18 protein-coding genes and 1 tRNA gene are annotated in these 19188 nt (G+C 57.2%); 9 read left to right on the forward strand and 10 right to left on the reverse strand.

The features are described 5' to 3' along the window. Window positions 1–3 precede the first annotated feature (3 nt). Window positions 4–79, reverse strand: a tRNA-Thr gene (locus QZ498_RS07050). A gap of 129 nt (window positions 80–208) precedes the next feature. Here QZ498_RS07050 and QZ498_RS07055 point away from each other — a divergent pair. Next, window positions 209–1084 (forward strand): hypothetical protein, encoded by an 876-nt coding sequence (locus QZ498_RS07055; protein ID WP_294621116.1) that lies wholly within the window; start codon window positions 209–211, stop codon window positions 1082–1084. 10 nt (window positions 1085–1094) lie between these two features. Here QZ498_RS07055 and QZ498_RS07060 read toward each other — a convergent pair whose 3' ends face one another. Then, entirely contained in the window at window positions 1095–1355 is a 261-nt protein-coding gene (locus QZ498_RS07060) for a DUF2312 domain-containing protein (RefSeq protein WP_294621117.1), read from the reverse strand. Between the two features lie 141 nt (window positions 1356–1496). Between QZ498_RS07060 and QZ498_RS07065 the strand changes: the two genes are divergently transcribed. After that, window positions 1497–1712 carry a hypothetical protein gene (locus QZ498_RS07065; protein WP_294621118.1) on the forward strand — a complete coding sequence of 72 codons (216 nt, stop codon included), beginning with the start codon at window positions 1497–1499 and terminating at the stop codon, window positions 1710–1712. Here QZ498_RS07065 and QZ498_RS07070 read toward each other — a convergent pair. From QZ498_RS07070 to QZ498_RS07100, 7 genes are all read right to left on the reverse strand, one after another. Further along, on the reverse strand, window positions 1709–3778 hold the full coding sequence (locus QZ498_RS07070) for an enoyl-CoA hydratase-related protein (protein ID WP_294621119.1): 2070 nt from the start codon (window positions 3776–3778) through the stop codon (window positions 1709–1711). The genes QZ498_RS07065 and QZ498_RS07070 overlap by 4 nt on opposite strands. A 90-nt stretch (window positions 3779–3868) precedes the next feature. Next, a complete protein-coding gene (locus QZ498_RS07075) occupies window positions 3869–4078 on the reverse strand; it encodes a hypothetical protein (protein WP_294621121.1) in 210 nt (69 codons plus the stop codon). Window positions 4079–4163: 85 nt separating this feature from the next. Further along, window positions 4164–4487, reverse strand: coding sequence for a TraR/DksA family transcriptional regulator (locus tag QZ498_RS07080; RefSeq protein WP_294621122.1), 324 nt, complete (start codon window positions 4485–4487; stop codon window positions 4164–4166). A gap of 97 nt (window positions 4488–4584) precedes the next feature. After that, window positions 4585–5628 carry a FliM/FliN family flagellar motor switch protein gene (locus QZ498_RS07085; protein WP_294621123.1) on the reverse strand — a complete coding sequence of 348 codons (1044 nt, stop codon included), beginning with the start codon at window positions 5626–5628 and terminating at the stop codon, window positions 4585–4587. A gap of 84 nt (window positions 5629–5712) precedes the next feature. After that, window positions 5713–8403 (reverse strand): sensor histidine kinase, encoded by a 2691-nt coding sequence (locus tag QZ498_RS07090; RefSeq protein ID WP_294621124.1) that lies wholly within the window; start codon window positions 8401–8403, stop codon window positions 5713–5715. A gap of 275 nt (window positions 8404–8678) precedes the next feature. Beyond that, window positions 8679–9047, reverse strand: coding sequence for a response regulator (locus tag QZ498_RS07095; RefSeq protein WP_294621194.1), 369 nt, complete (start codon window positions 9045–9047; stop codon window positions 8679–8681). A 71-nt stretch (window positions 9048–9118) separates the two neighbouring features. Further along, window positions 9119–10429 (reverse strand): helix-turn-helix domain-containing protein, encoded by a 1311-nt coding sequence (locus QZ498_RS07100; RefSeq protein WP_294621125.1) that lies wholly within the window; start codon window positions 10427–10429, stop codon window positions 9119–9121. Between the two features lie 222 nt (window positions 10430–10651). Between QZ498_RS07100 and QZ498_RS07105 the strand changes: the two genes are divergently transcribed. From QZ498_RS07105 to QZ498_RS07135, 7 genes are all read left to right on the forward strand, one after another. Next, window positions 10652–11998 carry a substrate-binding protein gene (locus QZ498_RS07105; RefSeq protein WP_294621126.1) on the forward strand — a complete coding sequence of 449 codons (1347 nt, stop codon included), beginning with the start codon at window positions 10652–10654 and terminating at the stop codon, window positions 11996–11998. Between the two features lie 101 nt (window positions 11999–12099). After that, a complete protein-coding gene (locus QZ498_RS07110) occupies window positions 12100–13131 on the forward strand; it encodes a branched-chain amino acid ABC transporter permease (protein ID WP_294621128.1) in 1032 nt (343 codons plus the stop codon). A 3-nt stretch (window positions 13132–13134) separates the two neighbouring features. Next, complete coding sequence (locus tag QZ498_RS07115; protein ID WP_294621129.1) at window positions 13135–14337, forward strand: branched-chain amino acid ABC transporter permease; 1203 nt, start codon at window positions 13135–13137, stop codon at window positions 14335–14337. 12 nt (window positions 14338–14349) lie between these two features. Beyond that, a complete protein-coding gene (locus QZ498_RS07120; RefSeq protein WP_294621130.1) occupies window positions 14350–15105 on the forward strand; it encodes an ABC transporter ATP-binding protein in 756 nt (251 codons plus the stop codon). A gap of 15 nt (window positions 15106–15120) precedes the next feature. After that, a complete protein-coding gene (locus QZ498_RS07125) occupies window positions 15121–15876 on the forward strand; it encodes an ABC transporter ATP-binding protein (RefSeq protein ID WP_294621131.1) in 756 nt (251 codons plus the stop codon). Window positions 15877–15963: 87 nt separating this feature from the next. Beyond that, the gene (gene acs, locus QZ498_RS07130; RefSeq protein WP_294621132.1) at window positions 15964–17913 is read left to right on the forward strand and encodes an acetate--CoA ligase; all 1950 of its coding nucleotides are present in this window, start codon (window positions 15964–15966) and stop codon (window positions 17911–17913) included. A gap of 396 nt (window positions 17914–18309) precedes the next feature. Then, the gene (locus tag QZ498_RS07135; RefSeq protein WP_294621133.1) at window positions 18310–18582 is read left to right on the forward strand and encodes a glucose-6-phosphate isomerase; all 273 of its coding nucleotides are present in this window, start codon (window positions 18310–18312) and stop codon (window positions 18580–18582) included. Window positions 18583–18720: 138 nt separating this feature from the next. Here the strand turns inward: QZ498_RS07135 and queF are convergent, their stop codons facing one another. Continuing rightward, window positions 18721–19185 (reverse strand): preQ(1) synthase, encoded by a 465-nt coding sequence (gene queF / locus QZ498_RS07140; protein ID WP_294621135.1) that lies wholly within the window; start codon window positions 19183–19185, stop codon window positions 18721–18723. Window positions 19186–19188: the final 3 nt, after the last annotated feature.

Here is a 19188-nt window from a genome sequence, read left to right on the forward strand (position 1 = left end):
ACGTGGTGCCCCCAGAGAGACTCGAACTCCCGACCTACTGATTACAAATCAGTTGCTCTACCAGCTGAGCTATAGGGGCACGGCGTCGTGGATACGCAGAACGCGCACGGTATGCAAGACGGAATCGCGCATTCTTAAAAGCGGTTTAACTGCCTGAGAAAGCCATTATATTGGCGCTGTTTCTCAGTAGATACAGAACGGATTACGAATGCAGGTCGTTATTCATGCGGGTGCGCATATGACCGACGAGGACAGGCTGGTAAAATGTCTGGCCTCAAACCGGGAACTGCTGGCCGAACGCGGCACGCATGTGCCAAGCCCCACGAGGTATCGCAAGCTCTTGCGCGACATGCTGCATGCTGCGGCTGACACTGGTTTGTCTTCGGAAGCGCGCGAGGTTGCCCATGACGCCATCGTTGAAGACGAGACTGCTGACCGTATCATATTGTCGAACCACGGTTTCTTCGGAACGCCGCGCATGGCGGCGTCTGGGGGGGTGCTCTATTCAGCGGCAGATGCCCGCATGGCTGCCTTCCATCAAATCTTCGCGGGAGATCAGATCGAGTTGTTTCTCGCAATTCGCAATCCGGCAGCATTTCTACCGGCAATGTTCAAAAGTGCGCCACAGGGCACCATGGATGATTACCTGAACGGAGCCGCACCAACGACAGTTCGCTGGTCAGAGTTGATTGGACGATTACGGCATGCTTTTCCAGAACTTCCGATCACGGTCTGGTGCAATGAGGATACACCGCTTATTTGGGGGCAAATCATCCGAGAGATCGCATGGCTCGATCCCAACACGGAATTCAAAGGCGAGTTTTCGCTCTTGTACGAGATCATGAGCAAACCGGGGGTGTCGCGTTTCCGTAGCTACATGAACGCGCACCCCGGCATGACCGAAGCACAGAAACGCCGCGTCATCGTCGCGTTTCTGGACAAGTTTGCAGAGGAAACGGCAATTGAAGAGGAGCTTGACGTCTCCGGGTGGACCGAAGACCTCATCGACCGTTTGACCGAAGGCTACGACGAGGACCTGTACGAGATCGAGAGAATCCCCGGGATCAACATGATCTCACCGTAGGCTTCTCACCTTAACTCATGCCCAAGGCTTCCTTGTACATCTCCAGAACGGCTTCTTCTTCGGCGATATCGTCCTTGTCCCGTTTGCGCAGTGCGATCACCTTGCGCATTACCTTCGTATCGTAGCCGCGCGACTTTGCTTCGGCCATGATTTCTTTTTGTTGGTCGGCGATGTCTTTCTTTTCCGCTTCAAGGCGCTCGAAACGCTCAATGAACTGGCGAAGTTCATCGGCAGTCACGCGATAACTGGCATCGGGGTTCAGGTCATTCATGGCACGCCTCATGATTTGCGGTGGGTCTTCTGCCTACCTGTCCTGCCCGGGTGCTGCAAGCTGCAACTTCGCCCGATGGCTTGCGGTCGCTCGTTTCATGAGCTAGTCGATTTTGCGCAGGCAGGACTTGGAGGGGCGTGTATGGAAATTCTTGTTTGGGCTGGTGCCCTGGTGTCCTTGCTTGGCCTTGTCGGCCTGATCTGGTGCATCTTCAAGGTCTGGAAAGCCCGGACGTCGGGTTTGAGTGAAGATGCGCTGCGAGAGGCCGTCAGAAAGGTGGTTCCCCTCAACACCGGCGCGCTATTCATATCCGTTCTTGGCCTGATGATGGTGATTGTCGGCATCATGTTGGGTTAGGACGTGTGTTCACCGACACGCCCGAAAAACCCTTCGCCATTCTTCACCATTTCCAGGATTTTCGCGTGGGGAGTCCAAAGCATCGGGTCGAGCGCTTCAAGGTTTTGCATGGCCTGAAAAAGCGAGAACACCCCGCGAAAATCCGCTTGAAGCAATGGGCCACCCAAGCGCCGATCGAAGCCCATGCCCTTGACCGCGACAACATCAAGGTCAGCCGCTCTCAAAACAGTTTTGTTTTCGATCAACCGCACCGCCTCATTGACGAATGCAGCGTGCAAAGCCCGCTCAACATCAGCTCCATCGGGCAAGGGCCCCTGCCCGTCTTGTCGCCAAGCCGCCAGCCACTCTGACAGGGTGGGGTCTGACTGCGGCGATCCATTTTCGTAAAGGTATATACCTTTGCCGACAGCGCGCCCCTTTGCGCCTGCCGCAATACGGGCAGAAAGTATTGCCAACTCCTTGGGTGCTCTTTGCCCACGCGCCTTGGAAAGGCTTTCATGGCGGCTCAGCACTTGCGGCAACCCTAGAATGTCAGCGGTTTCAAAAGGCCCATTACGAAATCCAAGGTCGTGTGCCGCCTTGTCAACTCTGTCCGGTTCATAGCCCGCACGACAAAGCGCCAAGGCCGCGCCGAACAAAGCAAAAAACAGGTTACCGCTTAACAAGCCTGGGACAAGCCCGCTGCGGACCGTGGTGCGCCCCGCCGCAGACATACTTCGGGTAACCGTTGCAATGGCATCTGGTCTGGTTGCTCCTGGCACGGCGAGCTCAACCAGGTGGGTGCTATGCGCCGGACGGCTGTGCTTGAGAACCACATGCATCTCGGCTGCCTGAACAGTGCTGATACGCTTGGGATCAGGCGTTTCTCCTTGCAAGCTGGCCCAAACGGCACCGGGCCGCAGCGCCAGAGCGTCATCCGGCAACGGAACCGCGCCATCATCCAGAACAAGGTCGGCCTGCATTAATGCACTTGCAAGATCAGCACTCTTCAAGCGTGACAAGCGCTGTTCTTTTACAGTTGCTTGAAGGCGTTGACGCTTCACCGCTGCGTCATAGATCGCGGCGACCCGGTCCATGATCGCCTTGGCCTGTGCATCGGCCCCGGTGACGAGGGCGACCTCATGGCCTGCGTCCAAGCCTAGGATGGCCAACTCGACCATCAATGCGCCTTGACCCAACAACGCTATGTGATGGACGGGCCGCGCCTGCCCTTGGGCGATTTCAGGCATCACACCAGCCCGACGCTCTGACGCGAAGGCATGGCGTGAAGCGCGAGCGGCCTGGGACTTGATGCGATCATCGAACAAGGCACGTTCAAAAATGATCCCTTGGTCAAAGGGCAAAAGAAGTGCAGCCTCGACACATTTCACGATATCGCGTTCAGCGCTGTCCAAAGCAGCGATCCGCGCCGCTACCGCTTGCACGGCCTGCTGGTAGCCTTCGGGGTCGGTCAAGCCCGGGTCGCGGTCTCGTGTCCGTTTCCACGTCCCGGATGTGGCCATGTCTTTGGCAAGCGCCTTGGCCTCATCGAGAGGGTCCCCATCAACCAGTCGCTCGAAAACTCGGCGCAAACGCGCGTCTTTTGCCTCCGTGGCGCGCCCCGCGAGCAAAAACTCCAAAGCCACTTGCGCGCCTGTCAACCGAGGTAAGCGTTGCGTGCCCCCTGCCCCCGGGATCAAGCCCAGAGTGACTTCGGGCAAAGCAACACGAGCTGAACGGTCGGCGACGCGCGCATGTGCGGCCAATGCCAATTCGAACCCGGCACCCAAAGCAGATCCGTGCAAAGCGGCCACCACTGGCTTGGGCGCGTCTTCTATCATTTTGCAAAGGTCACCGACCCTAGGCGCCTCCAAAGGTCGCTCGTATTCGGTGATATCGACGCCGGAGGAAAACCCCTGCCCAGCGCCCTTGAGGACGATGGCTCTTACGGCGGGGTCGGCAAAGGCCGCTGTCAGGCGGGATGCAAGCTCTTTGCGTAAAGACGGCGCAAGCGCGTTGGCCACGGGCCGGTTGAGTTCCAGCACCGCTATGCCGTCGTCCCGCTCTTCGTTTACCTCTGAAACCACACTGCCCCCATCTTAGACGACTTGTCTCAAGGGCAATTAGTACGAAGTATGGCCCATCGCGCAAGGCTTTGCGCGAGGCCACGCGCAGGTTCAGACCGGCATGTTGTCGAACTGCGCTTCGATTTTCTCGTTCACCAGTTCCTCATGGAGGCATTTCACTCGGGCGGGTACAATCTCGCCGCCCGCCTCCACATCGTCGATCATTCGAGAAAGGCGCGGCTCAAAAGCCGGGCGATCTTTCGCATCGGCGGCTTCGATTTCTTCTACAAGCTGCGCAAGCGCTTTGAGTGACTGTGACATTCCTCTCTCCCTAGACATCTTCCCTTGACCGCAACCAAGAACCCGAACACACAAGACGAAATCCGTCGCAGCCTCGGATTGGCAGTCAAAGCGCAGCGGCACAATTGCGACACAGTGGCGTGTCTGGCAGAGTCTCCAGTCGTTCGTGTGAAATCTCTTCACCACACTGAACACATTGCCCGAATGACCCGTCTCTAACTCGTTTAAGCGCTGCGCGAATCCGCGCTATTTCGTCCAGTCCACTTTGCCCAAGTTGCTCAAGAACTTCATCCCCTTCGCGTTCAACCGCGCTATCTTCCCAATCTTTCGAGTGTGGCTCATCCAATTCTGCCTCAATTTCATGCAAACGGCTGTCCAATTCCGCCAAACGTGACATCAGAATCTTCCGGAAATCCTCGGGCGTTTTCATTAGCATCCTCCTGACCTGCAATAACCTTGCATGGGCAAAAAGCGCGCGCTTTGACCCATATCAACCTGCTTTCGGACAGGGTTTGGCCTTGACTCGATCAGGTCAGTTCTGCCTCGGTATCGACACCTTGATCGGGCGCTAAGATGTCGTTGGCAACCGCAGGACTTGCAAACCCATCATCCTTGGTCACTACCATTTTGATGTCCTGACTTTGCCCCAGTTTGTCAGATTGACCCTCTGCCGCGTCGGCCTCATTTGGTAGCGGCCCGTGACGACCCGAGACCAGACGCGCAGCCCGAAATCCATTGACTTGCCCCAGAACGACTTGGGCCACGACATGCCCACCCGTAGCCGTCAATTGCGTGTCTTTCAACGCCGACGGTGAAATTGGAAACCGCATACCGACTTGCAGCTTGCAAGCATGCTTCAAAGGCATTTCCAGCCGAGCAAGCACAGCATTCAGCGTCACCGGGGCATTCCTTATAACCTCGCCCAGATCGGCGGCATCCCGCCTGTGGGATTTCGCCGCCTTTTCACTTTGATCCGTCGCCAGTTCCGGAACAATGGGCAGTATGATCGTCAGCACACCATTCTTTGCCCCCTCCGCCAAGTCTACTGACAAGCGAAGAACATCGTACTCGGGCGCGTCGAGCGAAAGGCTGAGTGCGCGGGCATCTTCAACACGATCGCCAAAACGAAAACACCCTGTGAGCTCCGATCGCGCCTTATCTGCCAACTGCCGTTGAACCGCTTCGAATAGCCGGTCAATGAATGGCGCACATATGGCTGCATCCGTTGGCGTGACCGGTCTAGGTTCAGCATGTCCCTCGCGAACCTTTCCGGTTGTCTGAACTTCGATCATCGCGGCAAGAAATTGGGCGTCCAGCAACAGCCCTCCGCGCAGGTGTTCAGGACCATCCAACACCACCAGCAATCCGTCATCCTCGACATTCGCCTGCAAGGTAGTCTGAGTGATCCGGTTTTGTTCAACCGTGTTCACCACGAGTGGCAAGTCGTAGTATTCGTCGGCGACACGTGCCAAGCCCAGACGCAATGCCTTGGACGTCGACATGCCGCGCGCGTCAAATTCTTCACGTGCGACCTGCGCCTTGCGATGTATGACCGATTGATTGCCTTGCATACTGACGTGTCTGCCACTGCCCTTGCGCCCTACAATCCCGAGGATAAGGGCAGTTTGGTTACCAAGACATTACTTCACCCCGGATTATTCCGCCGCCTTCGCCGCCTCAACGTCAATCGGGATGGTCACTCTGAACGCTGCGCCATTCTGTCCGGGAAGATAGGTGATCGTCCCCGAGAGTCTGGCCATGACTTCGCGGCAAATGGCAAGCCCAAGCCCGGCCCCCCCGGCCTTTGTCTCACCGATCCTGGAAAACTTCTCGAATATCAGGGCCTGCTTGTCGGTTGGAATGCCCGAGCCGTTGTCGATGAAATCCACAATCAGGTTGCCGCCGCTTTGCTTGCTACGTATCCGCAGAACCGGATCACTTGCATCGCAATACTTTCGCGCGTTCGAAATTACGTTGATGAAAACCTGAGCCAGCCTGTCCAAATCGGATCTGAGTTCGAGTTGCTCCTTGGCGCGTATTCGATCAACCTTGAAACCGGGTTCGTTCACGCCTGCGGCCGATATCGCTCGATCAAGCACCTCTGAAAGATTGCCGGTTTGCCAGTTCAAGACAACCTGGGCGTTTTCCAGAACGCTCAGGTCAAGAAGATCGTCCAAAAGGCGTGTCAATCTCACGGCCTCGTCATGAATGATTGAGGAATACTTGTTCTGTTCGTCCTCGGTCAGGCCTTCCGTATCCCGCATGATCTCCGAAAACGCCCGAATGGAGGTCATTGGCGTGCGAAGTTCATGGCTGATCTGGCTGAGAAACGCATCTTTTTGTACGGACAACTGAGTGAGTTTTTCGTTCGCCTCGCGCAGTTGCCTTGCCGTTCTCGCTTGCTCTTCCGTTTTCGCTTCGAGCCGACTGGAGTATTCCATGATCTGTGCGGTTTCATCGGCGACGGCCATAAGGTCTTCAACCGAGACGGTCGCGCCGCCAACGATTTGACTGATCATCGCATGTGCAGTAGCCGCCCCTACCGAGCCTGACAATTCGCGCTCAAGCTGTTGCAGGAAATCCGGAGTTGGCTCAGGCAGTAAGCCGGCAATTCCCTGATGCCGAGCAGCCCCCGCAAACAAGGCCTGTGCCTCGCTCGCCCCCATGATTCGCTGCGACATAATGAGCAGATCCTCGCTCTGCGCCAATCCACCCGACCAAGACCCGGCGGTGCCCGAGTGTTGAAAAACATTCACGAACTGTGCCCCTTGCAACCGCTCTATGGGGCGCGGGAAGCTCAATAACGAGACGACAAAGAATACGAATGTATTGAGCAGCAAAGACCACATCACCGCATGCACTATAGGGTCTAGGCCTTCGGCCCCGAACAAGGCTTGCGGACGCAGCCACGACAGCCCGAATAGACCATTCTCGATGACCTGTTGAGGCAGGAAGACCGTGTCGCCGAAACTGGGCAGGAACAAGGAGTACATCCAGACCATGGCACCGACGACCAAGCCAGCAATCGCTCCGACTCGGTTCGCCCCGCGCCAAAAGAGCCCGCCCATGAGGGACGGTAGAAACTGAGCGACACCGACAAACGAAATCAACCCAATCGCCGCCAAGGCTGCACCGCCGCCGGACACGCGGAAATACAAGTAGCCCAAGAATACGATCCCGGCGATCGAAAGGCGCCGCGCCAAGAGTGCCACGCTACGAACATCACCGGAAACCATGGCGCTTTCACCCGACATCCAAAGCCAGATGGGCATGACAATGTGGTTGGACACCATTGTAGAAAGGGCAATGGCTGCCACGATCACCATTGACGTCGCCGAGCTGAACCCGCCCAAAAACGACAGGATGGCTAGGCCATCACGGCCTTCCTGCAACGGCAAGGTCAACACAAAAAGGTCGGGGTTCGCGTCTGCCGGCAATCTTTCCAAGCCGACGGCAGCGATAGGTACGACGAACAGGCTCATCGCCATCAGGTAGGCCGGGAAAGCCCATGACGCTGTGCGCAGGTGGCCTTCGTCCTCGTTTTCGACGACCATCACTTGAAACATCCGTGGAAGGCAGATGAACGCGGCGGCAGACAACATCGTAAGACCGATCCAACGGCTATTGGTCACTTCAAACTGAGAAATTGGCGATGCGTCGATCTGAGCCAAAGTCTCTGCAACGCCCCCAGACAATCCCCAAACCACGAAGACCCCCACGGCAAGAAGCGCGAAGAGTTTCACGACAGCCTCCAACGCGATAGCCATGACCACACCATGGTGCCGTTCATTCGCGTCAAGGTTCCGTGTTCCGAAAAGGATCGTGAAAACCGCAAGGCCCGAGGCGACCCAGAAAGCGGTGGATTGCTGGCTGGAGGGGCCTCCGCTGATCATGTCAGTTTCCGCGAAAATACTGAAAGACAGCGTCACAGACTGCAGTTGCAGCGCGATGTAAGGCGTTGTGCCAATAACAGCCAAGACCGTAACGAAGACAGCCAGACTGTTGGACTTTCCGTACCGAGAGGAAATCAAATCGGCAATGGAGGTAATGCGCTGACTGCGCCCAATCCGTACCATCTTGCGAAGCGTCCACCACCAGCCGATCATAACAAGGGTGGGGCCAAGATAGATCGTGACGTATTCAAGTCCCGAACGTGCGGCAAAGCCGACCGCACCGTAGAAAGTCCATGCCGTGCAATAGATCGACAAGGACAAAGTGTAGACAATCGGCGACCGAAGCCAAGCACCGCGACCATGCAAGGCGGCACGATCCGCCGCGAATGCGACGGCAAACAGAAAGATCACGTAAATCAAACATACAAGAACGAGAACGTTCAGCGATGCCATTCAACGCCCCCCGTTTTCGGCATCGCTCTGTGATCCGTTATCATCGTCGTGCAGGTGCCGCGAGATGATCGCCGAGGTCACGGACAGAGCAATCCAGACCAAGAAGAGATAAAACATCGTCACCGTTGTCTTCGGCGGACTACTGACAGCCCATAGCAAGGGCATGCAAAACAACAGCGCGCCCAATATTGGCAGCATGCGCGCGCCATCCGCCATACGACGCCGGCGATAGGTTTTTCGCTCTACGAAGACCGGCATGCGTCTTTGCTTCGGGCTCATGTTGCGACCATGGATCGCACGGCTTCCAGCACATCGGCATTCGAGAAGGGCTTTGTCATGAATCGGTTGGCGCCCACGCGTGCGGCCATTTCCCTGTCCTTGTCCTGCCCACGTGCAGTCAACATCAATACCGGTGTGTCCGACAGCGCGCCATCGGCACGAATATCTTTGAGTATGTCGAAACCGCTGCGCCCCGGAAGCATCACATCCAGAATGATCAGATCCGCGGCGCGGTCGCGAACGGCATCCATCGCGTCATGACCATTGGCATGTGTTTTGACGTCCCACCCGTCACGAGACAAAATGAAGCTGATTGCCTCAATGATGTTCGGCTCATCTTCAATAAGAAGTACTTTCTTATTCATGCCATCGGCCTCCCCTTCCGATGTCACCACCTGTTGCGGCAGTTCATTTATCGTGAAACTTGGACGACAAGTCAAAAAGCCTGCGATATGATGGATGGCTCACGCCGAACCGCACAGTCTTCGCGCGGGCAAATCCGACATGTGATACCGACATCAACCGACGGGATAGCATCACCATCTCGCTCCGGCAGCAAAAGCATATAGCCTTGCGTCAATGCGGGTTGATCAAAGGTCGGCGGCGTCACTTGCTCGGCTGCGGCCATTGCCAAAACGCTGACATTCACACGCCCGGCTTGCCGCAGGTGAACTCTGATGGGCGCACCCGGCTGGCGCATGACATGAAACACTGGCCACAAGGCACAAGCGCCTGCCACACTGGGTGTTCCAAATCCATCAATGGATTTGCGAAACAACAAGCTTCCCGAGTTGTCGCAAACAATCAGACCAATGGGGCCTACCTCATCCTCGGGAAGCGTCGCAAGCCGACGAAAGAGCAACGGCAAACCGATGCCGAGACGGCGCGCCAAGGCATCAGGCTCAAGCCCCTCGGCGGCCAGAGCCGTCCGCAGGCTCAGCAATGAGACACGCCCCACATCAGAGGCATATTGTTTCAAGACCAAGTGCAGCATTCGACGCGAGGAAGCACTTTCCAGTTTCTCGGACAAGTCATCCTCGACCCTCGCAACCGCCGCGACGGGATCAGCCGCTTCCTCGATCGCCGCGAAGGAATAACCCGCCTCATCTAAAACCGCGTGCAATTCATCCTGTGGCGACAGGAATTCAGCATCGCCGTCCGGCCCCGCTTCAAGATAGCGCACAAGCGCTTGCGCACCTTCGGCCAAACGCCGGCTGTCTTCGCCGATATTTCTGTGAAACCGATGCTGCCACTCGGGTTCGATTTCGTGCGTGTCGGCAAGAATCGACGCTGTTGACCTGATTGCCGTCACTGTCGAAATCACTTCGTGAAGCGATGCCGCAAGATGGGGATCGTGCGCCATTCGATCTGTTAGGCTTTGCACGCTTCGCTCGACGCTTTCGACTCTTTGGTGCAGGCTTGCCACAAGTTGCGCCCACCCCGGAAAACGGCCTGCGAATTCCTCTGTACGAGCCAACTCCGCCTGATGCTCTTTCTGGGCTCCAGCCGCTTCGTGCAGAGCAGAGATGAGCGTCGCCTCTGCTCCTTCGGAAAGCAGCGCCGGCTCCACCTCGAGCGCGTCCGCCAGCTTCAATAGAGTTCGGCCGCCGATTCTCCGACGATTGTGTTCGATAAGGTTCAGATAAGACGGTGAGATTTCCGCTGCTTTTGCCAACTCCGTCTGTCGAATGCCCATTGACATGCGCTTTTCTCTGATGCGCGTGCCGATCATGGTGCTGTCGATCATTTCCAAAATCCTAACGATTCACAGGGTTTCCGCTACGGAATGCAGAGTTTTTTACAAACCCCAACAGCAAACTGTTTATATTTTTACAAAATTATCGTGCCAATGGAAGCAGTTGTTGCGAAATTTTCTTACCCCCCACCATAATTCCCTTGCACACTTGTGCCGTTGGGGAGGCGCAGAGGAGGCCCTTCCCAATCGAATTTTCTCAACGGGAGGATATCAATGTCCAATTCGAACCTGACTCGTCGTGGCTTGCTCAAGACCAGCGCTGTTGCTGGCGCCGGCGTTGCGCTGCCGACGATCTTTACAGCTTCATCCGCTGCGGCTTACACCAATGAACCCACGGGCAGCACCGTCACCCTCGGCTTCAACGTGCCGCAAACCGGCCCCTACGCTGATGAGGGCGCAGACGAGCTTCGCGCCTATGAGCTGGCGGTTGAGCACCTGAACGGTGGTGGCGACGGTGGCATGATGAACACCTTCAGTTCCAAGGCGCTGCAAGGTAACGGCATCCTTGGCAAGAAGGTCGAATACGTCACCGGCGACACGCAGACCAAGTCGGACGCGGCCCGCGCATCGGCCAAGTCGATGATCGAAAAGGACGGCGCCATCATGATCACCGGCGGTTCGTCCTCCGGTGTGGCCGTTGCCGTTCAGGCCCTCTGCCAAGAGGCAGGTGTCATCTTCATGGCAGGCTTGACGCACTCGAACGACACCACGGGTAAAGACAAGCGGGCCAACGGCTTCCGCCATTTCTTTAACTCGTACATGTCGGGCGCAGCTCTGGCACCGGTGCTCAAGGCAAACTATGGCTCGGATCGTAAAGCCTATCACCTGACCGCCGACTACAACTGGGGCTACACAACCGAGGAGGCGATCAAGTCCTCGACCGAGGCCATGGGTTGGGAAACCGTCGCCGCAGTGAAGACACCGCTGACGCAAACCGACTTCTCGTCCTACATCGCCCCGGTCCTTCAATCGGGTGCCGACACGCTGGTTCTGAACCACTACGGCGGCAACATGGTGAACTCGCTGACCAACGCAGTTCAGTTCGGCCTGCGCGACAAGCAGGTGAACGGCAAAGACTTCCAGATCATCGTTCCGCTCTACTCGCGCCTGATGGCGCGTGGTGCTGGTGCAAACGTTAAGGGCATCTTCGGCTCCACCAACTGGCACTGGTCGCTGACCGACGAAGGCTCCAAGGCATTCGTCAAATCCTTCGGCGAAAAATACGGCTTCCCGCCGAGCCAGGCGGCGCACACCTGCTATGTGCAGACCTTGCTTTATGCGGATGCCGTGGAACGTGCCGGCAGCTTCGCACCTTGCGCCGTGGTCGAGGCCCTCGAGGGCTACGAATTCGACGGTCTGGGCAACGGCAAGACGCTCTACCGCGCCGAAGATCACCAGTGCTTTAAGGACGTTCTCGTCGTGAAGGGTAAAGAAAACCCGACCAGCGAATTCGACCTTCTGGAAATCGTGGAAGTGACCCCGGCAGAGCAGGTCACCTACGCTCCGGATCACCCCCAATTCGCGGGTGGCGCACTGGGTTCGTGCAACAACGGCGCATAAATTCGCCTCCCCGGTCGCGCACAGCCAGTGCGCGACCGGACACGCCTGATCCCCGCAGGGTGATCACGCCTCAATCACACTGAATCGCGAAGGGTGGACTGATGGACGCAATCATCCTCCAAATTCTAAACGGGCTCGACAAGGGCTCTGCCTACGCTCTCATTGCGCTAGGACTTACTCTCATCTTCGGCACGCTCGGGGTTGTGAACTTTGCCCACGGGGCGCTTTTCATGATCGGCGCCTTTTGCGCTGTTACCCTGTCTCGTATCATCACCATCAGCCATGAAGTCGTTGATGAATCGCGGACCGATTTCCTTGGCAACCCTTTGAAAGTGGACGTGCCTTATGTGCACGACTGGTTTGGTAAGGAAACCGGGGACGTCATCATAGATTGGGCCGTTCCGCTCGCTATCCTCTTTGCGATTCCGATCATGATCCTGATCGGTGTGGCCATGGAACGCGGCTTGATCAAGCATTTCTACAAGCGCCCACATGCCGACCAGATCCTGGTAACATTCGGCCTTGCCATCGTGTTGCAGGAGATCATCAAGTATTTCTATGGTGCCAACCCGATCCCGACCCCCGCGCCCGAGGCCTTCACAGGCTCGTTCGACTTTGGCGCGATGCTGGGAATGGAGGCCAACCAGATCATCTATCCATATTGGCGTCTGGTTTACTTTGCCTTCGCAGCCGTGATCATCGGTGCCGTTTTCGCATTCCTTCAATTCACCACCTTCGGAATGGTTGTTCGGGCAGGCATGGCCGACCGTGAAACAGTGGGCCTTCTGGGTATCAATATCGACAAGCGGTTCACGATCATGTTCGGTATCGCCGCTGCCGTGGCGGGCCTTGCCGGGGTGATGTATGCGCCGATCAATTCACCAAACTACCACATGGGCATGGACTTCCTTGTTCTGAGCTTCGTGGTTGTCGTCGTGGGTGGCATGGGCTCTTTGCCGGGTGCGGTGCTTGCCGGGTTCCTTCTGGGTATCCTCGAAAGCTTCGCCTCGATGAAAGAGATCATCGACCTCATTCCGGGCATCAACCAGATCATCATCTATCTGGTCGCCATTATTATTCTGCTGACACGTCCACGTGGCCTTATGGGTCGCAAAGGCGTGATGGAGGACTGATCCATGCTAGGCCTCAACAAAAAAGACACCTCGCTTTTGATCCTCGTGGCGGCGCTTGCATTGTTCGCACCGTTTATCCTGAACCCCTTCCCTGCCGGGTCGGGCATGGCACAATTCAACGCCGGCTACCCCGACCTTATGCAGCGGTTTGTGATCTTTGGGATTTTCGCCATCGGCTTCAACATCCTGTTTGGCCTGACCGGCTATCTCAGCTTTGGTCACGCGGCCTTTCTCGGGGTGGGATCTTACGCCGCCGTATGGATGTTCAAACTGCTGAGCATGAATGTGGTTCCGGCGATCATCCTGTCGGTGATCACTGCCGGCTTGTTCGCCTTGGTCATCGGTTATGTCTCGCTCCGCCGTTCAGGCATCTACTTCTCGATCCTGACCTTGGCCTTCGCGCAGATGACCTATGCCCTGGCCTACTCGGTTTTGACGCCGATCACCGGCGGTGAAACCGGCCTTCAGCTGGCTCTTGATGACCCGCGCATTCTCGATGGAGCCGCTTCGAGCGACAATATCCCCGTCCCCGGCCTGTTCGGCATGGAGATGCGCGGCAGTTCGCAGCTTGAACTTGGCGACTGGGTCTTCACCTTCTCGACGGGTTATTACTTCAGCGCCATCATCATGCTGCTGTCCTTCTACCTTTCGATCCGCATCTTCCGGTCGCCTTTCGGCATGATGCTGCGGGCAATCAAATCGAACCAGCAGCGCCTCAACTACACGGGCCTGAATGCACGTCCCTATACTTTGGCGGCCTTCGTGATTTCGGGCATGTACGCCGGTCTGGCCGGTGGCTTGATGGCCGCGATGGACCCCCTTGCCGGAGCGGAACGGATGTTCTGGACCGCCTCGGGTGAGGTTGTCCTGATGTCGATCCTTGGCGGTGTCGGCACCCTGATCGGTCCGGTTCTGGGGGCTGGCTTGATCAAGTACATGGAGAACATCCTGTCCAAGATCAATTCGGACATCCTGCATGGCTGGTTCGCCTTCATGCCCGATGGTCTCGAAGACATCATCGTCAGCATGATTTACCCCTTTATCGGCAAGGGCTGGCACCTGACACTGGGCTTGATGTTCATGCTTGTCGTCATTTTCCTGCCCGGTGGTCTTGTCGAGGCTGGTCAACGGATCTCGCGCCTGTTTGGTCGCAAGAAATCCGAAGACAAGTCCGACAAATCCACCAGCACTGAACCCGCAGAATAAGGAGGGCCAACGATGGGCATTCTTGAAGTCAAGGACGTCAACAAACGCTTCGGTGGCCTTCAGGCCCTGGGCGACGTCAACCTCAGCGTGGCAGAGAACTCCTGCCACGCGATCATCGGCCCCAACGGGGCGGGCAAATCCACCCTGCTCAATTGCTTGGTGGGCAAGCTGATCCCTGACACGGGCAGTGTCATGTTCGACGGGCAAAGCGTTCTGGGGCGAAAGCCTTACGAGATCAACCAGATGGGTATCTCACGGGTGTTCCAGACACCGGAAATCTTCGGTGATCTGAGCGTTCTGGAAAACATGATGATCCCGATCTTCGCCAAACGCGATGGGGCCTTCCGGATGCATGCCGTGGAGGATACCGCCAACGAGAAAGAGATCGTCGAACAGGCGGAAAACATGCTGGAAAGCCTGAGCATGGGTGACAAGCGCCACATGCACTCGGCCTCGATGAGCCGCGGTGACAAACGGCGCCTTGAGATTGGCATGTGTCTGGCACAAGAGCCGCGCCTTTTGCTTCTGGACGAACCCACCGCCGGTATGGCGCGGGCCGATACCAACAACACGATCGACCTGCTCAAGCAAATCAAGGACGAGCGTGATATCACGATCGCCATCATTGAACACGATATGCATGTTGTGTTCAGTTTGGCGGAGCGGATCACTGTTCTGGCCCAAGGCACACCTCTGGTCGAAGACACTCCAGACAAGATCAAAGGCCATCCGAAGGTCCGCGAAGCCTATCTTGGCGAAACGGCGTAAGAAGGAGATCACGAGATGAACGTCAAACCCGACTTCTCCAAAGGCAAGAACTACGCCGAAACCGCCCCGGCCTTCCTGTCGGTCTGGGAAATGCAATCCTATTATGGCGAAAGCTACATCGTTCAAGGCATCAGCTTTAACGTCCACGAAGGCGAAATCCTCGCACTTCTTGGCCGCAACGGTGCCGGGAAAACCACCACCCTGCGCTCGATTGCCCGTATGGATAGCCCGCAAGTGAACCATGGCGAGATTTGGCTGGACCACCAGCCGCTTCACAGCATGAAAAGCCATCAGGCAGCAGCGGCGGGAATTGGTCTTGTGCCCGAAGACCGCTGCATCATCCCCGGCTTGACCGTCGAGGAAAACCTGCAATTGGCCCAGATCGCGCCGCCGATTGGCTGGTCGCTCGACCGTCTTTACGAACTGTTCCCCCGTCTCGGCGAACGCCGCAAGCAAGAGGGCGTAACTCTATCAGGTGGTGAGCAGCAGATGCTGTCCATTGCCCGCGCTCTGGCGCGTGATATCAAGGTCTTGTTGCTGGACGAACCTTATGAGGGTCTGGCTCCGGTGATCGTGGACGAGATCGAGAAGACTCTCCGCATCATCAAGGAACAAGGCATCACGACCGTTCTCGTGGAGCAAAACGCCGTGCGCGCGCTCGAACTGGCTGATCGGGCTGTGATCCTTGATACCGGGTCCATCGTATTCGACGGCTCGGCTTCTGAAGTTCTCGAAAACGAGGAACTGCGCGCAGAATACCTCGCTATCTAACGCGCGATCCCTGCCCGAAGGTCGGATTGCACCCCCTCGGGCAGGCCTTTAACCCTTGACCGAATTTTCAAAAACCAAAGGTCTGACATGTCTGACAAAACTCACCCGCCCTCCTCCGACATGGTTGCGAACGCCCACGTGGACGCCGCCAAATACGAGGAAATGTACGCCGCCTCCATCAATGACCCTGAAGGCTTCTGGAGCGAGCACGGCAAGCGTGTCGACTGGATAAAGCCCTTTACCAAGGTTAAAAACGTCAACTATGACTTCGGCAATGTCTCGATCAAATGGTTTGAAGACGGTAGCCTGAACGTCGCGGCAAACTGTATCGACCGCCACCTTGCCACGCGTGGTGATCAGACCGCTATCATCTGGGAACCCGATGAGCCGACAGACGAAGCGCAGCATATCACTTATAATGAGCTGCATGAAAACGTCTCCAAAATGGCCAATGTTTTCAAGAACCTCGGGATCGGCAAAGGCGACCGCGTGGTGATCTACCTGCCGATGATCCCCGAAGCGGCCTATGCCATGCTGGCCTGTGCCCGCATCGGCGCCATCCACTCCATCGTTTTCGCAGGCTTCTCGCCCGACGCCCTTGGCGCACGGATCAACGGCTGTGACGCCAAGCTGGTGATTACCGCCGACACCGCCCCCCGTGGCGGTCGCCGCACCAAGCTGAAGGATAACGTCAACCAAGCCCTGCTGCATGACACGGACGACGTGAAATGCCTTGTCGTCAAGCGCACCGGCGATCAGATCGCTTGGCGTTCGGAAGGGGACTATTGGTTGCATGAAGAACTGGAGAAGGTCGACGCGGATTGCCCGCCGGAGGAGATGAACGCCGAAGACCCGCTATTCATTCTCTACACCTCAGGCTCGACCGGGCAACCCAAGGGCGTTGTACACTGCAATGGCGGCTACCTTGTCTGGGCCTCGATGACCCATGAGATCACCTTCGATTACCACGAAGGCGATATCTTCTGGTGTACCGCTGACGTGGGTTGGGTCACCGGGCACAGTTATATCGTCTATGGCCCGCTTGCGAATGGTGCGACAACGCTGATGTTCGAAGGTGTGCCGACCTACCCTGATGCTGGCCGGTTCTGGGCTGTCTGCGAAAAGCACAAGGTCAACCAGTTCTACACCGCCCCCACCGCGATCCGCGCTCTTATGGGGCAAGGCACTGAATTCGTTGAAAAATACGATCTCAGCGATCTTAAAGTTCTGGGCACTGTGGGTGAGCCGATCAACCCCGAAGCCTGGAACTGGTACAACGATGTTGTCGGCAAAGGGAACTGCCCGATCGTCGATACATGGTGGCAGACCGAGACCGGCGGGCACATGATGACCCCCCTGCCCGGCGCCCATGCCACCAAGCCCGGTTCGGCGATGAAGCCCTTCTTTGGCGTGCAGCCCGTGGTGCTTGAGCCGACCTCGGGTGAGGAAATCCACGAGTACCCGACCGAAGGCGTGCTGTGCATGAAAGACAGCTGGCCGGGCCAGATGCGCACCGTTTGGGGCGATCATGAGCGGTTCGAGAAGACCTATTTCTCGGACTACAAGGGCTACTACTTCGCCGGGGACGGCTGTCGTCGCGACGCGGATGGCGATTACTGGATCACCGGCCGTGTGGACGATGTGATCAACGTGTCGGGCCACCGCATGGGGACCGCCGAAGTGGAAAGCGCATTGGTCGCCCACTCGAAGGTCGCCGAGGCAGCCGTGGTTGGATATCCCCATGATATCAAGGGACAGGGCATCTATTGCTACGTTACCCTGATGTCCGGCGAGGAGCCCACCGAGGAGCTGCGCAAGGAGCTGCGCACATGGGTGCGCACCGAGATTGGCCCGATTGCAGCCCCCGACCTCATTCAGTGGGCCCCGGGCCTGCCCAAGACCCGGTCTGGCAAGATCATGCGCCGTATCCTGCGCAAGATCGCCGAGAACGACTATGGCAGCCTTGGGGATACCTCGACACTGGCCGATCCCAGTGTTGTGGACGAGCTGATCGAAAATCGCATGAACCGCGATTGAACTTGCGCAGATAACCAAAGATTGCCCCCGCACGAGGCGTCGTGCGGGGGCTTTTTTCGAGGTCCTGTCGGCAACCGGACCGGGGCCGCGGAACAGGATGCGCCGAATCACCTGCAAACCACTGGTTAACAACAAGAATATCCAGCGGCATCGCGTCGGTATTTGTGCGGTATCGCGTCGGTATATTTCTCAGCGCTTCGGCGGGTTAACAGGAAGTACGGGGAAGATTGTACAAAACGTACGGGCGTTTTGTACGTTTCGCCCGCCCCGGCACCACCAAAGGACGGCCCGCATCAAGGACATCAGCGAATCTTTGCGCATGGTCATTGATCCGCAACGATGTTCCATGCCTCCATGCTAACATCGGTCAGCACTTCGAAAGGCGAAGGAGAGATTATGAAGATCAGCATCAAAGGACTTGGCCTCGTGGCCGCGATGGGCCTCGCCGGCTGCATGACGGTGGAACAGGAACGCGAGATGACCGGCGCACTTGTCGGCGGCGGTCTTGGTCTTATCAGTGCAAAGGCCCTTGGCGCGGATAATGATTGGGTCGTGGTGTCTACCCTTGCGGGGGCCGCGGCCGGCGCCTTGGTGGCGCGCAACCGGGCCAACAACACCTGTGCCTATGCCAATGGTGACGGCACCTATTACCGCGCGCCCTGCCGCTGATGTACCGTTAAATCAAAGGCCAAGCCCGTTCGAACGGGCTTGGATCACGCGGTTTCGAAACCGCGTGAAAAGCGCCTTGCAAGGCGCTTGGCCCAAGCCGTTTCGAAACGGCTTGCACCGTTTTTTGCGTGATCGGCCTTAGCCGCGCCCGCGATAGGGGGGCACGCCCTGATCGGGAATCCAGACGCCCTCGGGCTGTGGTCCGGTTTGATAGAACACATCGATCGGGATGCCGCCGCGCGGATACCAATAGCCGCCGATACGAAGCCATTGCGGGCTTAGGAAATCGGCCAGACGGCGGGCGATCGTCACGGTGCAATCCTCGTGGAACGCGCCGTGATTGCGGAAGCTGCCCAAGAAGAGTTTGAGCGATTTGCTTTCCACCAGCCAGTCGCCCGGCACGTAATCAATCACAAGATGCGCGAAATCGGGCTGCCCGGTCATCGGGCAGAGCGAGGTGAACTCAGGACAGACAAAGCGCACGTTATAGGCCACATCGGCCTGTGGGTTTTGCACGCGCTCAAGCTCGGCCTCTTCGGGGCTTTGCGGTTGAACCGTATCGCCGCCCAGTTGCTTGAGGTTCTTGTAGATATCGTCGCTCATGGT

This window comes from uncultured Roseovarius sp. (genome assembly GCF_913057115.1).
Classification (GTDB): Bacteria; Pseudomonadota; Alphaproteobacteria; order Rhodobacterales; family Rhodobacteraceae; genus Roseovarius.

Excerpts from the sequence above, each read along its gene's own strand:
- QZ498_RS07090 (WP_294621124.1), bottom strand. The coding sequence starts at position 8,403 with ATGGCATCGCTGAACGTTCTCGTTCTTGTATGTTTGATTTACGTGATC.
- QZ498_RS07120 (WP_294621130.1), top strand. The coding sequence starts at position 14,350 with ATGGGCATTCTTGAAGTCAAGGACGTCAACAAACGCTTCGGTGGCCTT.
- QZ498_RS07135 (WP_294621133.1), top strand. The coding sequence starts at position 18,310 with ATGAAGATCAGCATCAAAGGACTTGGCCTCGTGGCCGCGATGGGCCTC.
- QZ498_RS07110 (WP_294621128.1), top strand. The coding sequence starts at position 12,100 with ATGGACGCAATCATCCTCCAAATTCTAAACGGGCTCGACAAGGGCTCT.
- QZ498_RS07065 (WP_294621118.1), top strand. The coding sequence starts at position 1,497 with ATGGAAATTCTTGTTTGGGCTGGTGCCCTGGTGTCCTTGCTTGGCCTT.
- QZ498_RS07125 (WP_294621131.1), top strand. The coding sequence starts at position 15,121 with ATGAACGTCAAACCCGACTTCTCCAAAGGCAAGAACTACGCCGAAACC.
- queF (WP_294621135.1), bottom strand. The coding sequence starts at position 19,185 with ATGAGCGACGATATCTACAAGAACCTCAAGCAACTGGGCGGCGATACG.
- QZ498_RS07075 (WP_294621121.1), bottom strand. The coding sequence starts at position 4,078 with ATGTCACAGTCACTCAAAGCGCTTGCGCAGCTTGTAGAAGAAATCGAA.
- QZ498_RS07100 (WP_294621125.1), bottom strand. The coding sequence starts at position 10,429 with ATGATCGACAGCACCATGATCGGCACGCGCATCAGAGAAAAGCGCATG.
- QZ498_RS07095 (WP_294621194.1), bottom strand. The coding sequence starts at position 9,047 with ATGAATAAGAAAGTACTTCTTATTGAAGATGAGCCGAACATCATTGAG.
- QZ498_RS07055 (WP_294621116.1), top strand. The coding sequence starts at position 209 with ATGCAGGTCGTTATTCATGCGGGTGCGCATATGACCGACGAGGACAGG.
- QZ498_RS07085 (WP_294621123.1), bottom strand. The coding sequence starts at position 5,628 with ATGCAAGGCAATCAATCGGTCATACATCGCAAGGCGCAGGTCGCACGT.
- acs (WP_294621132.1), top strand. The coding sequence starts at position 15,964 with ATGTCTGACAAAACTCACCCGCCCTCCTCCGACATGGTTGCGAACGCC.
- QZ498_RS07080 (WP_294621122.1), bottom strand. The coding sequence starts at position 4,487 with ATGAAAACGCCCGAGGATTTCCGGAAGATTCTGATGTCACGTTTGGCG.
- QZ498_RS07115 (WP_294621129.1), top strand. The coding sequence starts at position 13,135 with ATGCTAGGCCTCAACAAAAAAGACACCTCGCTTTTGATCCTCGTGGCG.
- QZ498_RS07105 (WP_294621126.1), top strand. The coding sequence starts at position 10,652 with ATGTCCAATTCGAACCTGACTCGTCGTGGCTTGCTCAAGACCAGCGCT.
- QZ498_RS07060 (WP_294621117.1), bottom strand. The coding sequence starts at position 1,355 with ATGAATGACCTGAACCCCGATGCCAGTTATCGCGTGACTGCCGATGAA.